This is a genomic window from Bartonella taylorii 8TBB, assembly GCF_902825155.1.
GTDB lineage: Bacteria > Pseudomonadota > Alphaproteobacteria > Rhizobiales > Rhizobiaceae > Bartonella > Bartonella taylorii_A.
In genome coordinates, this window is sequence record NZ_CADEAG010000001.1 from 202419 (window position 1) to 216860 (window position 14442).

The 14442-nt window shown below is 38.7% G+C and carries 16 protein-coding genes and 1 pseudogene; 16 read left to right on the plus strand and 1 reads right to left on the minus strand.

The window, feature by feature from the left end; genetic code table 11:
* Positions 1–73: 73 nt before the first annotated feature.
* The 16 genes and pseudogenes from trwL (at position 74) to virB11 (ending at position 12543) form a co-directional block, all read left to right on the plus strand.
* A complete protein-coding gene (trwL, locus tag J7R13_RS00970) occupies positions 74–388 on the plus strand; it encodes a VirB2 family type IV secretion system major pilin TrwL (protein ID WP_208437064.1) in 315 nt (104 codons plus the stop codon).
* A 146-nt stretch (positions 389–534) separates the two neighbouring features.
* Positions 535–780 (plus strand): conjugal transfer protein, encoded by a 246-nt coding sequence (locus tag J7R13_RS00975; RefSeq protein ID WP_208437065.1) that lies wholly within the window; start codon positions 535–537, stop codon positions 778–780.
* 211 nt (positions 781–991) lie between these two features.
* Entirely contained in the window at positions 992–1303 is a 312-nt protein-coding gene (locus tag J7R13_RS00980; protein ID WP_208437066.1) for a conjugal transfer protein, read from the plus strand.
* A 12-nt stretch (positions 1304–1315) separates the two neighbouring features.
* On the plus strand, positions 1316–1624 hold the full coding sequence (locus tag J7R13_RS00985; protein WP_208437067.1) for a VirB3 family type IV secretion system protein: 309 nt from the start codon (positions 1316–1318) through the stop codon (positions 1622–1624).
* A gap of 2 nt (positions 1625–1626) precedes the next feature.
* Positions 1627–4098, plus strand: coding sequence for a VirB4 family type IV secretion/conjugal transfer ATPase (locus tag J7R13_RS00990; protein ID WP_208437068.1), 2472 nt, complete (start codon positions 1627–1629; stop codon positions 4096–4098).
* Positions 4095–4853 carry a TrbJ/VirB5 family protein gene (locus tag J7R13_RS00995; RefSeq protein WP_208437069.1) on the plus strand — a complete coding sequence of 253 codons (759 nt, stop codon included), beginning with the start codon at positions 4095–4097 and terminating at the stop codon, positions 4851–4853. The genes J7R13_RS00990 and J7R13_RS00995 overlap by 4 nt, the downstream gene beginning before the upstream one ends.
* 245 nt (positions 4854–5098) lie before the next feature.
* Positions 5099–5989, plus strand: a complete 891-nt coding sequence (locus J7R13_RS01000; protein WP_208437070.1) for a TrbL/VirB6 family protein — start codon at positions 5099–5101, stop codon at positions 5987–5989.
* Positions 5990–6175: 186 nt separating this feature from the next.
* The gene (locus J7R13_RS01005; RefSeq protein ID WP_208437071.1) at positions 6176–6319 is read left to right on the plus strand and encodes a TrwH protein; all 144 of its coding nucleotides are present in this window, start codon (positions 6176–6178) and stop codon (positions 6317–6319) included.
* Positions 6316–6411 (plus strand): annotated as a pseudogene (locus J7R13_RS01010) (TrwG protein); the annotation flags it as partial. The gene J7R13_RS01005 and the pseudogene J7R13_RS01010, both read left to right, overlap by 4 nt.
* A 73-nt stretch (positions 6412–6484) precedes the next feature.
* Complete coding sequence (locus J7R13_RS01015) at positions 6485–7354, plus strand: TrbJ/VirB5 family protein (protein WP_246786249.1); 870 nt, start codon at positions 6485–6487, stop codon at positions 7352–7354.
* A gap of 245 nt (positions 7355–7599) precedes the next feature.
* Positions 7600–8490, plus strand: a complete 891-nt coding sequence (locus J7R13_RS01020; protein WP_208437070.1) for a TrbL/VirB6 family protein — start codon at positions 7600–7602, stop codon at positions 8488–8490.
* Between the two features lie 186 nt (positions 8491–8676).
* Complete coding sequence (locus J7R13_RS01025; RefSeq protein ID WP_208437071.1) at positions 8677–8820, plus strand: TrwH protein; 144 nt, start codon at positions 8677–8679, stop codon at positions 8818–8820.
* Positions 8817–9515: a VirB8 family type IV secretion system protein gene (locus J7R13_RS01030; protein ID WP_208437072.1), complete on the plus strand. Its 699-nt coding sequence runs from the start codon at positions 8817–8819 to the stop codon at positions 9513–9515. The genes J7R13_RS01025 and J7R13_RS01030 overlap by 4 nt, the downstream gene beginning before the upstream one ends.
* A 13-nt stretch (positions 9516–9528) precedes the next feature.
* Positions 9529–10350 (plus strand): P-type conjugative transfer protein VirB9, encoded by an 822-nt coding sequence (gene virB9 / locus J7R13_RS01035; RefSeq protein WP_208437073.1) that lies wholly within the window; start codon positions 9529–9531, stop codon positions 10348–10350.
* The gene (gene virB10, locus J7R13_RS01040) at positions 10350–11507 is read left to right on the plus strand and encodes a type IV secretion system protein VirB10 (protein WP_208437074.1); all 1158 of its coding nucleotides are present in this window, start codon (positions 10350–10352) and stop codon (positions 11505–11507) included. The genes virB9 and virB10 overlap by 1 nt, the downstream gene beginning before the upstream one ends.
* Positions 11482–12543, plus strand: coding sequence for a P-type DNA transfer ATPase VirB11 (gene virB11, locus J7R13_RS01045; RefSeq protein WP_208437075.1), 1062 nt, complete (start codon positions 11482–11484; stop codon positions 12541–12543). Before virB10 ends, virB11 begins: the two co-directional genes overlap by 26 nt.
* Before the next feature lie 1116 nt (positions 12544–13659).
* Here virB11 and J7R13_RS01050 read toward each other — a convergent pair.
* Positions 13660–14439, minus strand: coding sequence for a succinate dehydrogenase iron-sulfur subunit (locus tag J7R13_RS01050; RefSeq protein ID WP_208437076.1), 780 nt, complete (start codon positions 14437–14439; stop codon positions 13660–13662).
* Between the last annotated feature and the right edge of the window lie 3 nt (positions 14440–14442).

A 14442-nucleotide genomic window follows, 5' to 3' on the forward strand; every position in this document is an offset into this window, starting at 1 on the left:
ATCGATAAGGATTTTATTTATAGCAAAAAGAGAAACTCTTCGTATCAATTGTAATATGGATTAGGGAAACAATATGAAAAAAATAAATATTCTTCAGGTGGTAGTTAATAATACAATCATCACAATTGCCGCAATGACAGCTGTGTTTTTATCATCTCCTGTGTATGCTCAAGTAAATGGTTTGGGAAATACAAAAAAGGTTTTAGAGACTTTTAAGGACCAATTAATTACAATTATCCCTATTGCCGCTGCTGTAATACTTTTGTGCTTAGCAATTGGCTACGCAGGGCGTTATATCGAAAAAGATACGTTTGTACGGTGGGCGATTGGTGTTGTTATTGCGGGATCTGCAGTTGAAATTGCCAGTTTGTTGTTTAAAGGTAACTAAGAGTGATATGTAGAATTGTTTAACATAAAGTGTTTTTTTATATCAAGAGAAGCTTTTATTCTATTAATTTTATGCTTATCGATGGAAGCGTTTCTTGTTCTGCAAAAAACTGTTTATGCCAACTAAATTTCATGAGGTTGAGCAATATGGAACGATTAAATAATTTCCAATCAAAAAATGACAACAGAGGTAATATAATTTTTGCAGTTGTTGTTGTGTTTTCTATGATGAGTCCTTTATATGCTTCAAAAATCCTAAAAAATGCTAAAAAACCTTTAGATGCTCTGAAAATAGAAATTTCTATAATCATCCCCCTTGCTGCTGTTGTAATATTTTGTGCTTCGGCGATTGGTTACGCAGACCGCTACATCAAAGGAGATATGATACGATGAGCAGCCTGTGTTGTCGTCACAGATTCTGCATTTCATTCTAACGGCATGTTGTTTAATTCTAATTGTTACTTATTGCAAAGCACGGATAATACAAAATGTTTTAAACGTCTTTTATACATCCTATTGTAGATATAGCAGTGGTGATTTTCGTTTATGCTGTGAATGAATGAACGTCTTTTATGACAACTTCAACCATGATGAGAATAAAAGTATGAAATACGCCAATACTCTTCAAACAAAAATTAGCAGAAAAGTGAGTACTGTTTTAGCGGCTCTAACTGTATTTTTAACGATTCAGCCGACATGTGCCCAAGAAAAAATGAGTAAGTTGGATATGCTCATAGTTCTGCAGTATGAGCTTAGTATTATTATTCCTATTGCTGGTGCTGTTATGCTTTTATTTCTATTGCTCATTTATGCATTTCGCCTCATCACAAAAGCTACATTCTTACGATGGGCGTTCAGTATTATCATAGCGAGTGCAGCATTTTATCTTAGCAGGATATTGTTTTATATCATTTAATTGGAGTTCCTGATGAAACCGCAAAAACATAAAACATTCCCCTTATTTAAAGGAGCCACTCGCGTTCCAACAGTTTGGGGTGTACCAATGATGCCGCTCATAACTATGGTTGTAAGTATAGCTGCCATTGCCATGACGGTAAGTATTTTTTTATGGATTATTGCATTACCATTATGGTTCATTATGGCACAAATTACCAAGAATGATGATAAGGCATTTCGGATTTGGTGGTTGTGGATCGATAGCAAATTCCGCAACCGCAACAAGAGCTTTTGGGGTGCATCAAGTTACAGTCCCTCTAACTACCGTAAAAGGAGGTAAGCATGACGGCTGTTGAAAGCAACAAGCGTCTTGTGTCAGAGACGCCAGTAAGCCTGTTCATACCTTATTCACACCATATTACAGATACGATTATCTCTACCAAAAATGCAGAGTATTTGTCGGTTTGGAAAATTGATGGGCGTTCACATCAAAGTGCTTCAGAAGAGGATATTTTTCGATGGACTAAGGAGCTAAACAACACTCTCCGTGGTATTGCATCGGCCAACTTGTCATTGTGGACACATGTTGTGCGCCGTCGTGTTTATGAATATCCTGCTTCAACATTTGATAAAATGTTTTGCCACCAGCTTGATGAGAAGTACCGGCAAAGCTTTACTGGTTATAATCTGATGGTTAATGACCTCTATTTGACTATCGTTTTCCAGCCGGTGGCTGATAAGGTTATGTCATTCTTTTCTAAACATGAACGTGAAACGCTCGAGCAGAAAAAGATGCGGCAAGAATCATGTATCAAAGCGCTCAATGATATTAATCGTACTTTAGGTCAATCGTTAAAACATTATGGTGCAGAGCTTCTTAGCACTTATGAAAAAAATGGTTATGTTTATTCTTCTGCACTTGAATTTCTTGGCATGCTTGTCAATAGCGAATACCATCCTATGCCAGTCTGTCATGACCGTTTTGCTGATTATATGTCTATTAATCGGCCTTTTTTTTCAAAGTGGGGAGCATTCGGTGAACTTCGTACAATTAGTGGAATGCGTCGATTCGGAATGATAGAAATTAAAGAATACGACGTGGTAACAAAACCAGGTCAGTTCAATGTTTTGCTGGAAAGTGATTTTGAGTTCGTCTTGACACAGAGTTTTTCAGTGCTCTCGCGACATGCGGCTAAAGATTATTTGCAGAGACATCAGCGCAATCTTATCGATACCCGCGATGTGGCCACCAGTCAAATTGAGCAAATTGACGAAGCACTAAATCAGCTCGTAAGTGGACACTTTGTCATGGGTGAGCATCATTGTACACTAACCATCTATGGTGATACAATTCAACAAGTTCGTGACCATATGGCAAAAGCAAGTGCAGCACTTCTGGATGTTGCCGTGTTACCAAAACCCGTAGATTTGGCTATAGAAGCTGGTTATTGGGCACAACTTCCTGGAAATTGGAAATGGCGACCACGCCCCGCACCAATCACGTCATTGAACTTTTTGTCATTTTCATCCTTTCATAATTTTATGTCAGGCAAGCCGAGTGGAAACCCTTGGGGACCGGCCGTTACAATTCTTAAAACAACAAGTAAAACGCCGCTTTATTTCAATTTCCATGCCTCTAAACTTGAAGAAGATGCAACAGATAAGCGCTTACTTGGAAATACTGCACTCATCGGGCAATCTGGTTCCGGTAAAACTGTGCTGCTTGGATTTTTATTAGCACAAGCGCAAAAATTCAAGCCGACAACTGTTGTTTTTGATAAAGATCGTGGTATGGAAATTGTCATTCGAGCGATGGGTGGTCAATACCTATCATTTAAAGCTGGTAGACCAAGTGGTTTCAACCCATTTCAACTTCCCCCTACACAAGATAACCTGATTTTTCTAAAACAATTTGTTAAAAAATTGGCAGAATCTGGTGGTAAAGTTACACACCACGACGAAGAGGAAATTAATCAAGCTGTCATGTCTGTCATGAGTAGCAATATTGACAAATCATTGCGTCGCTTGTCTTTTTTGGTGCAATTTTTGCCAAATCCGCATTTAGGTGACCATAATGCACACCCTTCTGTTCACGCTCGTTTGATAAAATGGTGTGAAGGAGGTGATTATGGATGGTTATTTGATAATCCCAATGATGCACTTGATCTCTCTACACATCAAATTTACGGCTTTGATATTACCGAATTCCTAGATAACCCAGAAGCTCGTACACCTGTTATGATGTATTTGCTGTACCGCACGGAAGGAATGATTAGCGGACAGCGATTTATGTATATTTTTGATGAGTTTTGGAAACCTTTACAAGACCCGTACTTTGAAGATTTAGCAAAGAATAAACAAAAGACCATCCGTAAACAAAATGGTATTTTTGTTTACGCTACGCAAGAACCCAGTGACGCTTTAGAAAGCAATATCGCCAAAACCCTCATTCAGCAGTGTGCAACCTATATTTTTCTAGCAAATCCTAAAGCAAATTACGAAGATTATACAGAAGGTTTTAAGCTAACAGATACTGAGTTTGAATTGATTAAAGGACTTGGTGAATTTAGTCGTCAGTTTCTCATCAAACAGGGTGATCAATCTGCACTCGCAGAACTTAATCTTGGAAAATTCCATATAACGGTAAATGGAGAAACTATCGAACACGATTTTAGTGATGAAATCTTGGTGTTATCAGGTACACCTGATAACGCAGAATTGGCCGAAAGCATTATCGCTGAGGTAGGCAGTGATCCCGCAGTATGGTTACCAATTTTTTTGCAACATGTAAAAGCTGATAGGAGGGAAATATGAAAAAGGTAATTATTGCAGTAGTACTAGTAGTAACTTTAGGAACTCTAAGGGCAGCAGTAGCTTTTACATGGGGGGCAGGAGCTGCAGATTTAAGTGCTACAGTTCCAACAGGGTGGCCCAATATTTTTGGATCATCTAAAAAACCATCGCCTAAAAAACCTTCTGTCCCACAGCATTATGTAGATATGATCAATTTGATGAAACAACAACTTGAAATGAATAAAAAGCAACTCGAGAAAGCGGAAGAAACCTATAAATCTATAACAGGAAGTCGGAATTCCGGTACTGGACAAGCGGATTATTCTAGTTTTTTTCTCAAAGATCCAAAATCAATCTATAATAAAGAAAAACGTTCAGGAATAGTGGCATCACTCACAGACATGCAGCGAAAAGAAGATCTTATTGGGTCTGCCAGTGACATGCGTAAATCTATCGAAAAGCGCATCTTATATACAACAGTTATAGACAAAAATATAAGTGAGGAAGCTTTTGAGAACACAGACGCTCGTTTAAATCATATTTTAGTATTATTAAATAAAATTGATGAAACAAAAGATCTAAAAAGCATTGCCGATCTGCATGTTCGTATAAAAAGCATGTTAGCTATGATCCAAAATGAAGCTGTAAAATTGCAAATGGTTGCACATTTACGCAACACTGAACAAGAACTTATCAAACAGCAAAAGCACAAACGAAATCTAAAAATTCTTAATAGTCAAAATAAACAAATGCCAATTATACGACCTATTCGATGAGTTTTTATAATGATCTTCTCTCGTGCCATAGATCTTTTCTCCCTTCACTTGTGGGAAAAAATCAATGCATAGTGTTGAGAACAATTCTAAAAATTGGAAGGAATACACGGAAAATTTGATCCACTCCCAAACGGTTCCGATGAAAAGTGCTTATAGCAGAGCGCATAAATGCACCATAAAGCACATACCACGCATCTATGTCCCAAAGATAATAAAAAACTGAAAATTCACTAAAGAGGAATGCCATGGACTTCAAAATGTTCACGCAACTGTTCACTGCAATTGATACAGCGACAGAAACATATGTCATAGACACTTCCTCAAAAGCAATTGTTGCCATTACACCTATCGTATCAGTCGGCCTCACCATCGCCTTTATCGTGTATGGATGGCTCGTTATCCGCGGTGCAATAGATATGCCAGTCTCTACATTCCTGAGCCGTTGCCTGCGTGTAAGCATTATTACTTCAACAGCACTCACTGTAGGGCTTTATCAAAATGAAATTGCAAATTTGATAACCGAAATGCCTAACCAACTTATAGAGACACTCATAAAAAACCCACAAAACAAAAGCAGCAACCAATTCGCCAGTTTTATTGATGATGTTGCACAAGAAGGATTCAAACATGCAAACGAAGCTTTTGAAGAAGCTGCTTTTTTAGATGCTGATGGGCTTCTTTACGGTCTCTTCGGTATCCTCATCTTGCTCGCAACAAGTTTTCTCGTGGCAATCGGTGGTGCATTCATCTTGCTGGCAAAGGGCTCACTCATGCTTCTTGTCGGGCTTGGACCATTTTTTATCATTGCTTTGCTCTGGCAACCAACCCATCGCTTTTTCGAACAATGGGTAGCGCAAATCCTCAGCTATACAATTTTTATTGTGTTCATAGCCAGTATATTCAGTCTGATGATGAACATCTTTGCAAATTATATGTCTGATCTGCAATTTGATGGAAAACAAAATGTGGGTTATGCGCTTGGTGGTGCTCTCATCTTGTCCATTCTCTCTATTGTACTGTTATTTAAACTATCAAGTATTGCCAGTGCTTTGGCAAAAGGCATTTCCTTTGGACATCTCTGGAAATTAAATGCTGTAGGGGGAAATATTTCTCGCAAAGGCCGTATGACTAAATAATCAAAATACCTCTGTCACGTAGTGGAGAGTATCTACACTACAATTGGGTATCACCGTGAATAAAATAATAAAATTAAAAAAAAGAAACAAATGCAAACTATATGCTTTTATTTTATAATCAAAATTGAAATAATGATAGAAAAGTGTTATGAGAATACATTACGGTTATAAAAAATGAGTGTTAAAATGAGAAAGACCACTTTTACAATTTTGATTGCCGGTCTTTTATCGGCTTGTGCATTAGCACCAAAGCTAAAGCAACCAAGTGGCTGGAACCGCGTGCCTATTAATAAAACAGTCCCTGCCGAAATTCAGCGAGGAGCAATATGAGAAAAAAACAAGCTAAACCAGTAAAAGCAGAACGACTTAATAGTTATTATGAAGAAAGTCGAGGTTTGGAACGTGAACTCATAAGTGAATTTTAAGGTCATCGGTAACTAAGCAATAATGATTATCAATCCTTCTGCAATATATGCAAATTAAAAGGAACTGAATATGAAAAAGCTGATTGTTACAGCAGTATTGAGTGTGGTTCTTGGAACGTCATGTATGGCGTTGGCAGATTCGAGTCAAGAACGGAAAAATTTAATAGATTCAATACGGCAAAAATACCATTCAGGTCGATTGCATGAAGTAACATATGATCAAATAGAAAATTTATTGCGTACTCAAGAATTCCGTAACGCATTTCAAGATTTAGATACGGATGAGTTTAGGAAGGCAATATTGGCTAGACTTGGAGAAGGATTAGAACAAGGAAATACAGGATATGGCTCCGAAAATCGGAATAATATTCAGCCAACAATATCCAAACAAAAATCTGATACGCAGGATGAAAATTTCGGGCAAAAAATATATGATTCTATAACGGGCTCTCGAACAGTCACCGCGGTACCCAAAAAAGATAGCAGTTGGTTTTTGTTGGGACCGCAATTCATTTACGATAAGACTAAAAAGTCGTATGTTGCCACGCAAATTCCTACATTGGTCGATAAGATCATCACAGAAGAAAATTATTTTCGCCCTCAATCACGTGATTCTATTAACCACCGCAGCCAATATGCAGCAGTCATTGATAAAGCTGTAAGTCTGCAGGCTTTTCAAGAAACAGAGAATCGCCTTAGTCAAATCACACAATTATTGATGGACGTCGATGAAACGAAAGATCTAAAAAGCATTGCCGAATTACAAGCGCGTATTAAGGCCATGCTAGCCATGATTCAAAATGAAACCGCAAAGTTACAAACGATTGCACATTTGCGCAATGCTGAACAAGCACTTATCAGTCAATTAAAACGCGAACGGAATATAGGAATTCTTAATAGTCAAAATAAACAAATGCCAATTATACGACCTATTCGATGAGTTTTTATAATGATCTTCTCTCGTGCCATAGATCTTTTCTCCCTTCACTTGTGGGAAAAAATCAATGCATAGTGTTGAGAACAATTCTAAAAATTGGAAGGAATACACGGAAAATTTGATCCACTCCCAAACGGTTCCGATGAAAAGTGCTTATAGCAGAGCGCATAAATGCACCATAAAGCACATACCACGCATCTATGTCCCAAAGATAATAAAAAACTGAAAATTCACTAAAGAGGAATGCCATGGACTTCAAAATGTTCACGCAACTGTTCACTGCAATTGATACAGCGACAGAAACATATGTCATAGACACTTCCTCAAAAGCAATTGTTGCCATTACACCTATCGTATCAGTCGGCCTCACCATCGCCTTTATCGTGTATGGATGGCTCGTTATCCGCGGTGCAATAGATATGCCAGTCTCTACATTCCTGAGCCGTTGCCTGCGTGTAAGCATTATTACTTCAACAGCACTCACTGTAGGGCTTTATCAAAATGAAATTGCAAATTTGATAACCGAAATGCCTAACCAACTTATAGAGACACTCATAAAAAACCCACAAAACAAAAGCAGCAACCAATTCGCCAGTTTTATTGATGATGTTGCACAAGAAGGATTCAAACATGCAAACGAAGCTTTTGAAGAAGCTGCTTTTTTAGATGCTGATGGGCTTCTTTACGGTCTCTTCGGTATCCTCATCTTGCTCGCAACAAGTTTTCTCGTGGCAATCGGTGGTGCATTCATCTTGCTGGCAAAGGGCTCACTCATGCTTCTTGTCGGGCTTGGACCATTTTTTATCATTGCTTTGCTCTGGCAACCAACCCATCGCTTTTTCGAACAATGGGTAGCGCAAATCCTCAGCTATACAATTTTTATTGTGTTCATAGCCAGTATATTCAGTCTGATGATGAACATCTTTGCAAATTATATGTCTGATCTGCAATTTGATGGAAAACAAAATGTGGGTTATGCGCTTGGTGGTGCTCTCATCTTGTCCATTCTCTCTATTGTACTGTTATTTAAACTATCAAGTATTGCCAGTGCTTTGGCAAAAGGCATTTCCTTTGGACATCTCTGGAAATTAAATGCTGTAGGGGGAAATATTTCTCGCAAAGGCCGTATGACTAAATAATCAAAATACCTCTGTCACGTAGTGGAGAGTATCTACACTACAATTGGGTATCACCGTGAATAAAATAATAAAATTAAAAAAAAGAAACAAATGCAAACTATATGCTTTTATTTTATAATCAAAATTGAAATAATGATAGAAAAGTGTTATGAGAATACATTACGGTTATAAAAAATGAGTGTTAAAATGAGAAAGACCACTTTTACAATTTTGATTGCCGGTCTTTTATCGGCTTGTGCATTAGCACCAAAGCTAAAGCAACCAAGTGGCTGGAACCGCGTGCCTATTAATAAAACAGTCCCTGCCGAAATTCAGCGAGGAGCAATATGAGAAAAAAACAAGCTAAACCAGTAAAAGCAGAACGACTTAATAGTTATTATGAAGAAAGTCGAGGTTTGGAACGTGAACTCATAAGTGAATTTATAAAATCACGTAGGACTGCATGGCGGGTAGCAGGTGTTGTTGGCATTTTTGGGTTGTTCGGTATGATGTGTGGAGTTGTCGGTTTCTCCCAACCAGCTCCAACGCCCTTGGTGCTACGCGTTGATAATACAACTGGCGCGGTCGATGTAATTTCTGTAATACGCGAACATGAAACCAGTTATGGTGAAGTTGTAGATAGGTACTGGCTCAACCAATATGTGCTCAACCGCGAAACTTACGACTATGATACCATTCAGCTGAGCTATGATACTACGGCGCTTTTAAGTGCACCAGCTGTTCAACAAGAATTTTATCAAATCTATGAGGGTGAAAATGCACGTGACCAAGTGCTTTCCAATAAAGCACGCATCACGGTTAAAGTACGATCGATCCAGCCTAATGGACGTGGTCAAGCAACTGTACGTTTTACAACACAACAACATGAAAGTAATGGTATCGTTGGACCAAAACAACACCAAATCGCAACAATTGGCTACACCTATGTTGGGACACCGATGAAATCATCTGATCGATTACTTAACCCCCTTGGTTTCCAAGTGACAAGTTACCGTGCTGATCCGGAAATACTGTTAAATAATTAAGGAATTGATTATTATGAAAAAACTTGCGTTTATTGTTCTATTGTCGTTTTTTTCCTTTCTTTATACGGTACCCGTGCAAGCACTTAAAACTCCATCTAGTTCACAATATGATCATCGCATTCGCTATGTAATGTATAACGCAGCTGATGTCGTTCAAATTGAAACTGTTCTTGGCGTAGCCACACATATCATCCTTGAAGAAGGTGAACAATATATCACTCATGCCTTTGGTGATTCGGATGCTTATGCCTTTGCACACAAGGGACGGCATATCTTTATTAAGCCAAAAGCAGAGCTTGCCAATACAAATCTTATCGTTGTAACTGACAAGCGCAGCTATAAGTTCCGGCTACAATTTCGGAATGATCGTGCTGGTTCCACCTATGAATTAGCCTTCCATTATCCTGACGCCAATACACAAAAACAAGAAGGAAATGACCAACAGATTGCCGACCAGCAGCTTGCCATTGAGCGTGGTTTTCATAAAGGCGTGAAAGGTTATAACCTCAGCTATACCATGAGCGGCAATCAAGATATTGCTCCAATAAATGTTTGGGACAATGGACGTATTACCTATTTTAAATTTTCTGCTAACATGGATATGCCATCAATTTACGTAGTGGATGCTGAAGGCAATGAAAGCTTAATACCGCGCACTGTTGTAGGTGCTTCCAATGATATTATCGCCGTTCATAAGGTCAATCCCAAGTGGCTCATACGGCTTGGCAAGCGTGCTTTAGCTGTTTTTAATGAAGCCTATGACCCTAATGGTATACCAAATACAACTGGAACAATATCTTCGGTGGTTCATCGCATCAATAAAGGAGAGAAATAATGTTCGACGATAAGAAAGGGGATGATATCAATAAAGGTGCGGAACTGGGCTACATAGAGCAGGAGCAAATTGATGGTGCGTATGGTAGCTCCGAGCTAGGTTTAGAGCGCCGTCCAACGATTCCTGGTGCGCGTATATTGTTGATGGTAGGGTTTGTTGTCATAATCATTATACCAATTGCTCTAACCTGGAAAGCTTTAAAAATGCGTAATACTGTAGAAGTAGAGGAAGAAAAACCTCAACAGACAGTGCAACAAATTATACCACACTATACTCCTCGCGTTATAGAAGAGCCGCAGGTTGTAGAGGAAATCGAAAAACCAACACAAACGGAGGACTCAACACAGGATATTCCAGCGGCTTGGGCTAAACTTCTTCAAACAACAATTCCACCACATTTAATTAAAGATTCTGAAGAATTAGCGCGCAAACGTATGTTAAGTTCTAGTCTTAATAACGGTGGGAGTGAGGGCACTGCAGAGTATTCGAAAAATGATACATCTGACGGTGATAGAAATAATAGCTTGTTATTCAATAACTTACAACCCGTGCGTTTAGATCAATCACACGCAGTTCAACTTCGTAATCGTGATCTCCTAATTACACAGGGGACACAGATAGATTGCACACTGGAAACGAAAATCATTACATCACAACCAGGAATGACAACCTGTCATTTAACACGTGATGTTTATTCCACAAGCGGTCGGGTTGTTCTGTTAGATCGCGGTTCTAAAGTTGTTGGTTTTTACCAAAGCGGCATACAACAAGGGCAAACGCGTGTCTTCGTGCAATGGTCGCGCATTGAAACGCCTTCTGGTGTTATTGTCAATCTTGACTCACCCGGTACTGGCCCTCTTGGAGAAGCTGGCATCGGTGGTTGGATCGATACACATTTTTGGCAACGGTTCGGTGGCGCAATTATGGTAAGCATAATCGGTGATTTAGGAGAATGGGTAAAAGATAAAATTGGGCGAGGAAGTAAGGAAAAAACACAATCTCAGAGTGTGCAGAATGCTGAATCGGTAGTGACTGACGTCCTTCAAAATTCAATCAACATTGTCCCAACACTCTACAAAAACCAAGGCGAGAGAGTGAATATTTTTGTTGCTCGTGATCTGGATTTTAGTAATGTCTACAGCCTCGTTACACGTTAACAAAATACAGAAAGATCAAGCAGTTGCACAGCTTTTACAACCGCTTGATCACTTCTTAGAAGATCCGAAAATTACTGAATTATCAATCTGCCGCCCTTGCGAAGTGTGGACAAAAAGCTTTGAGGGTTGGCAAGTACATAGTGTACCAGAACTAACGACTGCTTTTTTGCAGACGCTTATTACGGCCATTATCGTTTATAACGGTATGGCTCCTAGGAGTATTAGTTATGTGCGCTTACCCGGAGGGCAGCGCGGTACAATTGTACAAACACCAGCTGTTATCGATGGTACACTCTCTTTTGTGATTCGTAAGCATTCCCTCACGGTTAAAACGCTAGAGGAACTCAACGAAGAAGGTGCATTTGATGCTTTTACCGATGTAAGCTTTAATAAGCCTTCAGAAAAAGAAGCAAATAACTTGTTATTGAAGCAAGATTTCACACGGTTAGAGCCATTTGAAGTGCAACTCTTGCATCTTAAACGTGATAGAAAAATTCTTGCGTTTTTAGAAGAATGCGTACTTCACAAACGTAATATTATTATCGCAGGCAAAACAGGGTCGGGTAAAACGACATTTGCTCGTTCTTTAATTGAAAAAGTACCTATAGAAGAGCGCATTATCACGATTGAAGATGTTCATGAGCTTTTTTTACCCAATCATCCAAACCATATACATATGCTTTATGGTAACGATGTGGGCCGTGTTTCAGCTGATGAGTGTCTAGATGCGTGTCTGCGTCAATCGCCTGACCGTATTTTTCTTGCGGAACTGCGGGGCAACGAAGCGTGGGAATATCTCAACTCCTTGAACACTGGGCATCCAGGATCAATTACAACAACACATGCCAATAATGCTTTACAAACATTCGAACGGTGTGCCACATTGATTAAAAGATCAGAAGTTGGTCGTCAACTCGATCTAGAAATGATAAAGATAGTGCTTTACACTACAGTAGATGTAGTATTATTTTTTAAGAATCGGAAACTTTCTGAGGTTTTTTATGATCCCATTTTTTCTAAATCAAAGATAGTTTAAGAAAACCCTTCAGTATCATACGCCCCACAACAGCTGCAATAAATTGTTGTAGTTATTTATTAATCTTTTTAAATAAACTTTCATCCCCACTTACTTTTCTAGTGAGCCTTTTATACTCTTATAACAAAGGAGGCAAAAATTGATGATACAACCCCAAAGAAAAATCACTACACAAAAAATCTTTCAACAAAAGAGAGAGCTCTCGATTTACATATCAACGTAACTTCTATGAAATATTTACGCTAGAAAACTACAAATGATTGTCGTCATAAAGACGATAGCTTATCGCTCCAAAATTCTAACGACCTTCTCATCATCAACACAGACGTCTTTTACTGAAACCACTTCCTTACAAAATCTACGGAAATAACTTACATTCCAATTTGCTAATGGATGACGTAATATATTGGCCTCATCACCGCGTAGTTACGGGTAATTGCCATTAAAATCTTCTTTCGCCATACTCTATTTTTTATAACAAACCAGACTTGCATCTGAAAATATCTTGAAACCAATTTTACTATCTTTTGATGCCAATTTACCCTATTTTTGGCTCCCTTTTGAGCATAATTTTGCAGTATTGCAATCACTTTTTAACCACAGGAACGATTCATATAAGCTTTTTCTCTGAAAATCCCAACCTATACTTTCCTACCTAAATATTGTAAAAAAAATAAGATGAGAAGGCATTTTCGTTATTCAAATAACTCTCTTATACTTGCATACCAATAACAATAAAGTGCGATGACAAACTGAGAGCCTAAACTACAGCAGACATTTTTATCTTCTACGAAGAAACGTGAAAGAATGTAAAATTAGCCACCCATAAAACTTCATCAGGATTAAACATTAATTTCTGTGAAAACCACAACTGCTCAAGCCGCGTCACTTTCTTATGACTTGTTATTCTATATTCAAGATATATTTTCTCAGTGAAGCATCTTTTTTGCTTAAAAGGACAGATATTCCTTTTTTAAAAGCGATAAACACCGTTTTCTTAATTCTCATATAAAAGTCAATAAGCTTTTACAGATTAAGTCACGTGTATCACTTCAAAGACATAAAGACCGTACACACCACCTCTCCTCTCAGGTTCTCCTGATAACTGTTAAATTTTTAAAGGCGGCGTTCAACCATAAGTTTTTTAATCTCAGCAATTGCCTTAGCTGGATTTAACCCCTTTGGACAAGTTTGCGTACAATTCATAATCGTATGGCACCGATAAAGCCGAAAAGGATCTTCCAGATTGTCAAGACGTTCTCCGCACATCTCATCACGCGAATCAGCAATCCAGCGATACGCTTGGAGCAAAATAGCTGGTCCCAAATAACGATCACCATTCCACCAATAGCTAGGACATGATGTCTGACAACAAGCGCACAAAATACACTCATAAAGGCCATCAATTTTTTGGCGATCGGAGTGACTTTGTAACCATTCTTTTGCTGGCTCCGGTGAAACAGTTTGCAACCAAGGCTCAATCACACGGTGCTGCGCATAAAAACGCTTCAAATCAGGAACCAAATCTTTGACAACCGGCATGGAAGGCAGTGGGTACACTTTAATAGGATGCGCCACATCATCCATACCTTTAGTGCAAGCCAACGTATTTGTCCCATCAATATTCATTGCACAGGAACCACAAATACCTTCACGGCACGATCGACGAAGAGTCAAAGTTGGATCAATATGATTCTTAATAAACAAAAGCCCATCAAGAATCATTGGACCGCAAGCTGAACGATCTACATAATAGGTATCAAGATGAGGATTTTCCTCATCATCTGGTGACCAACGGTAAACATGAAATTCTGTCAGTTGTGTAGCACCTTCAGGCTTAGGCCAAACCTTTCCAGCTTTCACTTGTGAGTTTTTGGGAAGCTTAATTTGTACCATAAT